Here is a 10,644-nt window from a genome sequence, read left to right on the forward strand (position 1 = left end):
GGTGGGAACGGCCGCCAGACCCGTGCGCACCGCCGCCACCGCATCGGCGACGTCGGGCCGGCGCTCCACGAGCATCGTGAGCAGCTGGTCGAGCGGCTCGCACGGCAGCGCGATGAACGGCGCCAAGGACTCCCCCAGCCCCACCCGCAGACCGAAGGCCTCTTCGAACGAGGCCAGGGCGGCGGTCGGGTTGTTCAGGCGCAGGAACGCGATCGACCGGCGCACCAGCACCGGCACGAGCGTACGGACGCAGTGGTCCGCCCCCGTCGCGATGCACTCGTCCGTGGCGTTCAGGGCGGAGCGGTCCCGGCCGAGCGCCAGGTAGGCGGCCGCGCGCTGCATCCCGTAGCAGAGGGCGTGCTCCCGGGGTGTTTCCGCGCCGTCGATGACTGCGAGCGCGCGTCGCACCTCGCCGCGCGCCAGCAGGGTGTCGGCGAAGACCCCGAGGGCGAAGCCGCGCACCATCGTGTGGCTCTTGAGCGCGTCCGCGCCTCCCACCAGCGTGGTGAGCAGAGCCAGACCGCTCATGTAGTCGCGGGTGATGAGCGCGCGCATCGCGTCGGCGGCGCGCGCGGTGTACTGCCAGAACGGGTCGGCCGGGGCGGTCGCCTGCAGCTCCTCCGAGAGCCGGGCGAGGGCGGGGGCGTCCAGCACCGCCGACGCGTACAGGACCTCGGCGAGGATGAGCGCGTAGTCGCGGTACACGCGGGACCAGCCCGCTTCGGCCACCAGCTCGTGGCAGCGCTCGATCGCCCGTCCGGCGGCGTCGTACTCGCCGTTCAACGCGTAGGCCAGTGCCCTCACGGCGTGCGCGCGATACCGGGTCGGCGCCGTCGCGGCGTGGGCGACCGCCGAGGCGGCGTAGAGCCCCGCGCGCCGCGGCTGGCCGGCGGCCGAGTACACCTCGGACGCCGCTGCGAGCAGGGTCGACCGCGTCGCCGGGTGCAGCGACCCGGGGACGCGCAGCCGCCCCTCGGCGAAGTGCGTGTCGACCAGCTGCAGCGCACTCTCGACGTCGTCCAGGTGGCACCGGGCGATGAGGATCGCCTCGAGGGTCCGCGCGCTCGCCTCGACCCACCGCCGCGGCGTGGGTCCCGTCTCGACCGAGAGCAGCAGCTCCAGGTCGAGCACCGACGGCGGGGGGTCGGTCGGCAAAACGCCGGTGACGACGCGCTCGGACAGGGAGCGCAGCCCCCGGTCCTGGCCCGGCCCCCTGGACGAATCACGCATCGCCGTCAAGATAGCGCAATCGCCCATGAGCACCCGAGTCGGCGGCGGTGCCGTTCCGCGACGCGGAACGGCACCGCCTCTCACTCAACGCGTCTCCGCCGGAGCACCATCCGCACGGCGATACCGACCAGCAGCGCCAGCAGGGCGCCCGCCCCCATGAGGACCAGCGGGGCGGTGACGCCCGTGACCGCCAGCGGCACCGGGACCAGCGCCCAGAACGGGTCGCTGTCGGACACGCGGACCACGGCTCCCGCCGCGTCGCGCACGGCCACCGGCGTCCCACCGGCGTCGATCGCGGGGTCACCGGTCGGCACACCGTCCGCGTCGACCGCGGGGACCACGGGGGTCGCCTCGACCGTGACGGTGTCCGCGTGCGTCTGGCCCGCGGCGAGGGTCAGGGTGCCCTGGGCGAAGAACGACGCTCCCGGCGGGATGAGCCCATGCCAGGTGCCCTGCGCGACGAAGTCGTACGACGCCGGGCCGCCGAAGGCGCTGAGGTCCGCCGTCCACGACGACACCGAGGGTCCCCGGTCGGTCACATCGCGCAGGTCGACCGCGCTCAGCCACGTCGATCCCGTGTTCGTGACGACCCAGCGCACGACGCCGGCCTTATCGGCCGTGTACGTGACCGCGGAGTCCCGGGTGTCGGCATCCTGGACCGCGTCGACGAGCGGCTTGACGGGAGTGATCCACCGACCGGACGCATCCTTCACGGCCGGGTCCTTCTTGCCCCCGTCGTACTTGACGACCTGGATGCCCGAGGTGAAGGCGTTGTACTCGTCGTCGTCGCCGACCGGGACGCCGGAGGCTGCGCCGCGCGCATCGATCGACGCACGGTCGGTGTGCACGGCATCCGCGCCGACCGTCAGCGTGGCCGCGCCGGTGACGACCTGACCGGGCGCGAACACCGCGCCGCCCTCGAAGGTCGCGGTCCAGCGAGCGGTCCAGACTCCGTCCTTCTGCTGCGCGTCGACCGTGCTGCCGTCGGGCAGGGTCCAGACGAGCGCCTGCACCGAGGCTCCCGACAGGGTGGTATCGCGCAGCACGACGTCGACGAGGTCTTCGTCGCCGGTGTTCTCGACGCGGAAGACGATCGTGCGCGACTCCCCCGCGGCATACTGCGCGGCATCGCCCATCGTGTCGGCGTCGTGCGCGATGGTCGTGCCCGTGCCGTCGCCCTTCTCGATGTCGACGTAGGGGCCGACGCCGGTGCGGGCGGTGAACGGGTCGTCGTCTCCGACGGTGAACGGCACGCGCGCGGACGGGTCGGCGGGATCGGCCACGGTGGCCGTCACGAGGGATCCTCGGTCGTCGCGCAGCGGCTGGCCGGTCGGTGTCACTCCGTCGGCGGCGACCGCGGGCACCACCACGGTGCCGACGAGGTCGACCCGATCGGTGTGGTGCTGCTCGGCGGGCAGGGTCAGCGTCCCCTCGGCGAAGAACGACGCGCCCGGGGGAAGGGCCCCGGTCCACGGTCCGCTCTTCACGAACGAGTACGCCCGGGGGCCGCCGAACGCCGACAGATCAGCCGTCCAGTCATCGCCGATCGCGGGCCCGGTCAGGGTCGTGTCCGTCAGCGTCAGGTTCGTGAGCCAGGTGGAGCCGGTGTTGGTGACCACCCAGCGCACCTTCTCGGCCGTCGACACGGGGTACTCGACCGCGTGGTCGGCGTCGTTGGCATCCTGGGCCGCATCCGCCAGGGGCTTGGTGGGGGTGATCCACCCGCCCGCGGCGTCCTTCACGGCCGGGTCGGCCTTCTGACCGTCGTACTTGATGACCTGCGTCGAGCCGGTGAAGGCGTGGTAGTCGTTGCGCGCGGTGACGGGCTTGCCCGATGCCGCGCCGCGGGCGTCGACCGTGGCGCGGTCGACGTGCGGAGCCGAGGACGCCCCGAGGGTGAGCTGCGCCGAGCCGGTGATGACCGCTCCCGGAGCCCACGGGCCCGCCCAGGTCGCCGACCAGGTCCGCGTGTCCGCGTTCCACGTGCCGGCGAGCGGCGTGCCGTCGGGCAGGGTCCAGACGAGGTTGCTCGCCTCGCCCCCCGAGACCGTGAGGTCGGTGAGCGTCACGTCGACGAGGGGCTCGTCTCCGGTGTTGGCGGCGCGGAACACGATCGTCCGCGTCTCGCCGCCCCGGTACGCCTCAGCCGACGCGGCGGTGTCGGCCTCGTGCGCGATCGTCGCGCCCGCGCCGTCGCCCTTGCGGATGTCGACGAGGGGTCCGACGCCGGTGACGGCGTTGAACGGATCGTCGTCGGCCACCGTGTAGGGCGATCCGTCCGCCTTCTTCGCGGCGACGGGCGCACCGTCGACGACCGAGGGCCGACCGGTGGGAACGCCGTCGTCGTCCGTCGCGGGCACCACGACGGTGCCGACGACGTCGACGCGGTCGGTGTGGCTGCTCTCAGCCGGCAGGGCGAGCGTTCCGGTGGCGAAGAACGAGGCGCCCGGGGCGAACGTGCCCGTCCACGGTCCGTTCTTCGCGAACGAGTAGTCCTTCGGTCCGCCCACTCCGGACAGGTCGGCGGTCCAGTCCGCGCCGATCGCGGGGCCGGCCAGCGTCGTGTCGGTCAGCGTGACGTCGGTCAGCCAGGTGTCGCCGGTGTTGGTGACGACCCAGCGCACGGGACGCGCGGTGTCGACCGGCAGCTTCACCGCGGTGGCGGTGGTGTTGGCATCCTGGGTCGGATCCAGCAGCGGCTTGGCCGGGGTCACCCACCCTCCCGCGGCGTCGACGATCGCCGGATCGGGCTTCTGCCCGTCGTACTTGATCACCTGGATGCCGCCGACGAAGGCGTTGTAGTCGTTCTTGGCCGTGACGGGGGTTCCCGACAGGGCGCCCGTGCCCGCGACCGTGGCGCGGTCCTGGTGGGCCGCGGCCCCCGCGGCGCCGACGGTGAGCGTGGCGCGGCCGACGATCACGGCTCCGGGCGCGAACGACGCGGTCCCGGACCCGAAGGTCTGCTCCCAGCGCGCCGAGGTGGTGGCGCCGTCGGCCACGGGCGTGAGCACCGTGCCGTCGGGCGCCGTCCACACCAGGCCGGTGACCGCGGCACCCGACAGGGTCTCGTCGGTCACGACGACGTCGCGCAGAGCTTCGGGTCCGGTGTTGGTGACGCGGATGACGACGTCGCGCGTCTCGCCGGGGCGGAAGGTCTGCCCCTCGGCGACGGTGTCGGCCTCATGGGCGATCGTCGCCGTGTCGGCCGTGCCGTCGCCCTTGCGGATGTCGACGCTCGGGGTCACCGTGGTCGGGTTCTCGACCGTGACGGCCACGATGGTCGCGTCGCCGATCGTGATGGTCGTCCCGTTGGCCTGCTCGGCACCGTTCACGCGGAGCACCGGGGTGCCCCAGGTCGCGCCCGCCGGCAGACCGCCGGTCGGGGCGACCTCGGTCAGGGTGACCACGGTCCCGGTGGGGAGCGCGGGCGACGAGGTCGTCTGGCCGTTCTTCACCGTCAGCGTGCCGGAGCCCTTCGCCGAGGAGTAGTTCACGCTGTAGTCGCGGCCGGTGTCGACGAGCGTCTCGCCCGGACCCGTGACGTCCTTCGTGATCGAGAACTGGCCGTTCCGGGGTTCGGTCGGGTTCTGCAGCGCCACGGCGGCGGTGACGCCGTCGGCGACGACCAGCGCGGCCGTACCGTCGCCCTTCGCGGTCACGCCCGTGCCCGAGAAGACCGGGGTCTGCCAGGCGACGTCGTCCAGCGTCGGACGCGCGGCCTCGCGCAGGAGCACGGTCGTCCCCGCCGCGATGTCGGTCGGTCCGGTCGCCGTCTCGCCGTCGGCGATCGGGGTGAGAGCCGTCCAGGTGGAACCCCCGTCGAGCGAGTACTCGGCGGTGAAGGTGGTGCCACCGGGCACGCGGTCCGCGGCGGAGCCGGTGACGGCCTTCTTCACGGTGAAGCCGCCGACGAGCTTCGTCGTCGGGTTGGTCAGGGTCACACGGGTGGTGGTGCCGTCGCCGACGGTGACCTTCGCCGAGCCGTCGTTCTGGGCACCCGTGCTCCACGTCGGAGTGCCGAAGCCCACCGCTGCCGCCTGACCCGTCTTCGCGGTCTCGGTCAGGGTGACCACGGCGCCGTACGGGAGCGGGCCCGCGGTGCTCTTCCAGCCGTTCGCCTTGTTCAGCGTCAGCGTGCCGGATCCGCCCGTGTAGGCGTAGGCCACGGTGAACTCCGCGTCCGCGAGCTCGGCGGACGACAGCGAGAACGCGCCCGTGACGGCCTTGGACACCTCGATCGAACCCGGCTTGTACAGCGTGTTCGACACGCGGAACGCCAGCGTCTTGCCGGTCCCCGTGACGGTGTACCAGTCGGTGTGCGCCGCTCCCGAGGGGTCGGTGATGGCCACCGACTTGGTCGACGGCTCGTTCTCGCTCACGCGTACCGCGGCCCCCACGGGCACCGTGATCTCGGGCGAGCGCGCACCGTCCGCGAGCTCGAACGTGCTCTGCGCGAGGGTGATCGGATCGCCGCGGAAGGTGCGCGCCGCGACGTCGATGGTGAAGGTCTGGCCCGCGGCGGCCGCACCGCCCGCGGCGTCGACCACCTTGCCCACGTCGATCGCTCGCTGCGCGACGAAGCCGGCATCCAGATCGTGCACGTTCATGCCGGGCCCGCGCAGGGCGACCGCCGCCGAACCGGTGCGGGGATCGGCCGCCGAGCCGGTCGTGCTCGAGACGCCGGCCTTGGTGAACGCCGCCTGCGACCAGTCGATCGTGCCGAACGTCGAGGCGTTCGCCCCGCGCAGGGCGAGCGAGCCCTGCGTCGGCTGCACGAAGGTCACCGTGTACGAGCCGTTGGGGTCGAAGCCGTCACGGTCGGAGCGGAAGTAGTACAGGCCCCGGCCGTCGGTGGTCTGCGTCGCGAGGGGGGTGGTGCCGCCGGCGGCATAGAGCTGAACCGTGACGCCCTGGATCGCGGGCTCGTCGGCATCCTGGATGCCGTTCTGATCGGCGTCGAACCACACGCGGTTGCCGATCTCGACGGGTGCGGCCTTGGCGAGCAGCGCGACGGCGCCGAGGCCGCCGCCCTTCTGGAACGTCCCGGCCGAGTCGGCGCCGAAGCCGCCGTCGGCGGTCAGCTCGTAGCCGCGCGCGGAGCGGCCGCTGTCGATCGAGAACCAGTTCAGACCACTCAGGCGCACGCGGTCGAGGGGGTCGAAGGTGGTGTCGACGATCTCGCGCGTGCCGCGCTGACCGACCACCGAGCCGAGGGAGTTCTCGTGGTGCCCGCCCGTGCCCAGATTGTTGGAGTCCGCGTAGAACTCGCGGCCGCCGGGGCCCTCGGCGTTCGCGCCGAACTGGGTCTGCCGGGTGCCGACTCGACCGTCGTTCTCGAGCGCGTAGGTGCCGTCCTGGCGGGGTGCGGCCACCAGCAGGTCGCCGCCCGAGCCCGTCTCGTACAGCTGCGAGCCCGTGTCCGACGAGAGGTTGCGGTTGCCGCCCTGGATCGCGGTGCGATCGGCGAACGACAGGTGCAGGTACCCGTCCTCGTCGCGGAAGATGCCGCTCAGGATCGCCTGTGGGTAGATCTGCCACGTGGTCGCCGCGATGACGCTGCCGCCGGTCCAGCGCCAGGTGTCGGTCCAGGTGTTCCACCGGTTGCTGTTGGTCGAGGTCGCCCAGTCGGCCACCTGCCCCTTGGTGTAGCCGAGGGGCACATCGAGCACGCGGGTCCACGCCGCGGAACCGAGGCCGCTCAGCGGGACCGAGAGCACGCCCGCGTGCAGGCCGGCGCTCGCGGCGGAGGTGCCGGGCTGTGCGCCCTGAGCGGTCTCGCCCGTGTCGGCGTAGCCCACGAAGACGGTGCCGTCGTCGATCGTGAGCGCCCAGGGGCGCTGGCCGACGCCGAGATCCAGCGACCACGAGCCCTTCAGGGTGGGCGACTTCGCGGGGTCGGCGACGTCGAGGGCGTACAGGCGCTTGTCGTTGAGGTTGACGAAGTAGAGGGTCGAGCCGTCCGGGCTGATGGCCGCGCCCCCGAAGCCGACCTTGCCGGCCTTGGCCATGGCGTCGGCGTCGCGCGCCGCGTCCTGCGGCCCGGTCAGCCCGCGCGCGGAGTTGGTGGGTACGGTGCCCAGATCGACCCCGAGGGTGCGCACGTCGAAGCCGGTCACCGTGCCCGCCGCCGAGGGCGCTCCGGTCGAATCGACCACGTCCGAGATGCGGTACAGACCGCCCAGGCCCTGGGGGCCGAGTCCGGACTGACGCTTGTAGACGGCGAACGCCCAGGCGCTGTTCGTGGACTTCTGGAACACCACCGCGTTGACCGCGCCGACCTCGTGGAACGTCGCCAGCGCCACGCGCCCGGGGAACCCGTTCTGCGTGCCCGTGCCGTTCGCACTGTAGGGCGTGCCGGCGACGGCGGGTCCGGTCGACCACTCGGTTTTGTCGGTCGCGCGGGCGGGGTCGCCGGCGCGCTGCACGGCCGTCAGCAGCGGCGGGTTGTCCTGCGAGTAGTCGCCCGGCTTGTTGAGGGCGAAGTCGACGCCGGAGGCTCCGGATGCCGCGAACTGCAGGCTGGTGCCGTTCGTGGCGTTCTGGCCCCCGGTGCCGGAGGGCTGGAACCCGCTCGGCCATCCCGAGAACTGCACGCGCACGGGGGTGCCGTCCGCGACCCCGGTCGCGAGGGCGTAGGTGCCCTGGCTCGACGTCGATCCCTGCGCGAGAACGGCGCCGTGGCCGTCGGTGACGGTGACGGCCACGCCGGCGAGCCCCACGTCGTTCGCCTTGCCGGATCCCGCGCCGTTGCCGGTGTCGCGGACGCCGTTGGCGTTGAAGTCGCGGAAGACCGTACCGCTGACCTGGCCGGTGGCCGCGCTCGCGGGGGCCGCGGAGCCGACGACGGCGACCGCGCCGCCGAGGGCCAGAGCCGCCGCGGTGAGCATCGCGAGGGGTGCGCGCCAGCGCGCGGTGCGCGGACGGGTGGACGTCGAAAGGCGACGCACCTGCGGGCGTGTGGCATCCATGCTGTGTGTTCTCCCCCTGGGAACCGGGCCGCGTGCGCTCGCTCGGGAGCACGGGGTGCTCCGGCGGCGCGAACGGACTCCGCGGCTGTGGATGACGGTCCGTGCGCGGGCGACTCCGTCTCGGATCAGCAGAGGCGTCGGGTGAGCGCGGGCGCGAACGACCCGTCGGGGTTCAGCATGGCGAAGTGCATACCCACGCATAGGTCGTCACCCGACATTTCACCCGGCTTTTCACCCCGTCGAGGGCCGTTCGGCGTCCCCCACACGGTCGCCCGCGCGGCGAGGACTAAACTCCGGCTCGTGCCGAACCCGACCCGTCTTCGTCGCACCCTCGCGATCCTGCTCGTCGCCGCATCGGCCGCCGCTTCCCTGGTGGCGTGCGCGCCCGCGGCGACCCCCGAGGCTCCGCAGACCGTGCGCGTTCCCGAGGACGTGCCCACGATCGGGGAGGCCGTCTCGCGCGTCGCTCAGGGGGGACTCGTCCTCGTCGGGCCCGGGACCTATGACGAACAGGTGCTCATCGACAGGCCCGACATCACCCTGCGCGGAACCGACCGCAACGCCACCGTGATCGACGGCGGCGGGGTCCGCTCCTACGGCGTGGTCGCGATCGCCGACGGCATCAGCATCGAGAACCTCACGGTGACCCGCGCGACGTTCTACGGGGTGCTCGTCACCGGGCTGCACGACGAGAACGGACCCAGCGCGCACGGCGTCGACGGCTACACCCATCTCGACCCGGCCGCCTTTCCACCCGTCCGCCGCTTCTCGATCGACCACGTCACCGCGTACGACAACGGCCTCTACGGGCTGTACGCCTTCGACGCGCACGACGGCGTCATCCGCGACTCCTACGCCTCGGGCTCGGCCGACAGCGGCATCTACGTGGGCCAGTGCGAGGGCTGCGGCATCCTGGTCACCGGCAACGTCGCCGAGAACAACGCGGTCGGATTCGAGAACGCGAACGCCTCCGACAGCGTCTGGGTCGTCGGCAACCGCTTCAGCGGCAACCGGGTGGGCATGACGCTGCTGTCCAACTACCAGGAGGCGTTCACCCCGCAACGCGCGAACGTCGTGGCCGGCAACCTGATCAGCGCCAACGCCCGCGCCGAGTCGCCCGCGCAGGCCGACGGCGGCTTCGGCGTCGGCATCGGCATCGGCGGCGGGACCGAGAACGCCATCGAGAACAACCGCATCCAGGACAATCCCCGCGCGGGCGTCCTGCTCAGCGGCAACGAGGACCTCGCCGCGATCGGGAACGTCTTCACCGGCACCGTCTGGGCGGGCAACGGCGTCGATCTCGCCAACATCTCGATGGCGAGGGCCCAGGCCGCGGGCAACTGCGTGAGCGACGGTACCCCGTCGACACTGCCCAGCGACCTGCTGTCGACCTGTCCCGGCGGCGTGCAGCCGGCCGCCGACCGCGCCGCCCTGCCGGCCCTCGACGTGCCGCCCGGCATGAGCTTCCTCAAGGTCGCCGCTCCTCCCGCACAGCCCGACCTCGGCGATGTCGACGCCCCCGCGCGGGTGCTGCCCGCGTCGGTCGCCCTGCCCGACCGGGCCGCGATCGCCGTCCCTCCCGCCGACCTCTTCGCCGACCGGGCGCGGCCGTGACGCGCGGGCGGCTCGTCGCGGCGGGCGGGTTCGCTCTGGTGCTCGCACTGCTCACCGCGTGCGCTCCCGCCGCCCCGGTGGTCGAGCCGACGGCGACGCCCGTCAGCGCCGAGCAGTCCGAGCTGCTCGCCGCTGCCCGGTTCCGCAACTTCGACGCGGGCACGCGCGCGGTGCGGGTCGACCTCGACGACAGCGGGACGACGCTGCACCTCGAGGGGTGGTTCGACTACGCCACGCTCACCGGCTACGCCGCCCTGTCGGCGGACGACCGCCCGAACGCCCTGCTGCTGTGGGACGCCTCGGCGATCTCGGCACACGCGCCCGTCGCGACCGACGCCGCCGCTCCCCCGCCGCTGCCGGTCCCGGATGCCGTGCCCCTGGGCGACTCCTGGCAGAGCTCGCCGCTGTCGGCGACGCACTCCCGGCTGCACACCGTCCTGCAGGTGATCGCCTCGCTCGGTTCCGACCGCCCCGACAACCCGCTGCTGCTGCGACAGGGCGGCGCCCTCGCCCTCGGTCAGGAGACCTTGGACGATGCACCCGTCACGGTCTTCGCCGGTCCGCTGTCGGACAACCCGCTCCCCGCGGGACAGACCGTCGACCCCGAGGCGGCGACGACGCGGTTCTGGCTCGACGACCAGGGGGTGATGCGCCGCGCCGCCGTGCGCCTGGGTGGCAGCGGGTCGTGGATCGACATCGACTTCGCCGACGCCCCGGGCGTCGACCTCGGCGGCGCGCGGACGACGGGAGCGGCGGGATGACCGCCGAGCGCGGGGCCGATTCCGCCGATGCCGTCGCTCCCGGGGTGACGCGCCGGGGGCTGCTGTGGGGC

At 73.1% G+C, this 10,644-nt stretch carries 4 protein-coding genes; 2 read left to right on the forward strand and 2 right to left on the reverse strand.

Annotated elements, in window-relative coordinates; translation table 11 throughout:
• Window positions 1–1,230 (reverse strand): hypothetical protein (locus DBR36_RS07485; protein ID WP_146185276.1); only part of this gene is annotated, 1,230 nt, incomplete at its 3' end.
• A gap of 80 nt (window positions 1,231–1,310) precedes the next feature.
• On the reverse strand, window positions 1,311–8,198 hold the full coding sequence (locus tag DBR36_RS07490) for an SdrD B-like domain-containing protein (protein WP_146185277.1): 6,888 nt from the start codon (window positions 8,196–8,198) through the stop codon (window positions 1,311–1,313).
• Between the two features lie 300 nt (window positions 8,199–8,498).
• On the opposite strand from DBR36_RS07490, the gene DBR36_RS07495 reads away from it, so the two are divergent.
• Complete coding sequence (locus DBR36_RS07495; protein WP_219927629.1) at window positions 8,499–9,812, forward strand: nitrous oxide reductase family maturation protein NosD; 1,314 nt, start codon at window positions 8,499–8,501, stop codon at window positions 9,810–9,812.
• The gene (locus tag DBR36_RS07500; RefSeq protein WP_108318257.1) at window positions 9,809–10,573 is read left to right on the forward strand and encodes a hypothetical protein; all 765 of its coding nucleotides are present in this window, start codon (window positions 9,809–9,811) and stop codon (window positions 10,571–10,573) included. The genes DBR36_RS07495 and DBR36_RS07500 overlap by 4 nt, the downstream gene beginning before the upstream one ends.
• Window positions 10,574–10,644 lie beyond the last annotated feature (71 nt).

Source organism: Microbacterium sp. HMWF026, assembly GCF_003061325.1.
Taxonomy (GTDB): domain Bacteria; phylum Actinomycetota; class Actinomycetes; order Actinomycetales; family Microbacteriaceae; genus Microbacterium; species Microbacterium testaceum_E.

Excerpts from the sequence above, each read along its gene's own strand:
- DBR36_RS07490 (WP_146185277.1), bottom strand. The coding sequence starts at position 8,198 with ATGGATGCCACACGCCCGCAGGTGCGTCGCCTTTCGACGTCCACCCGT.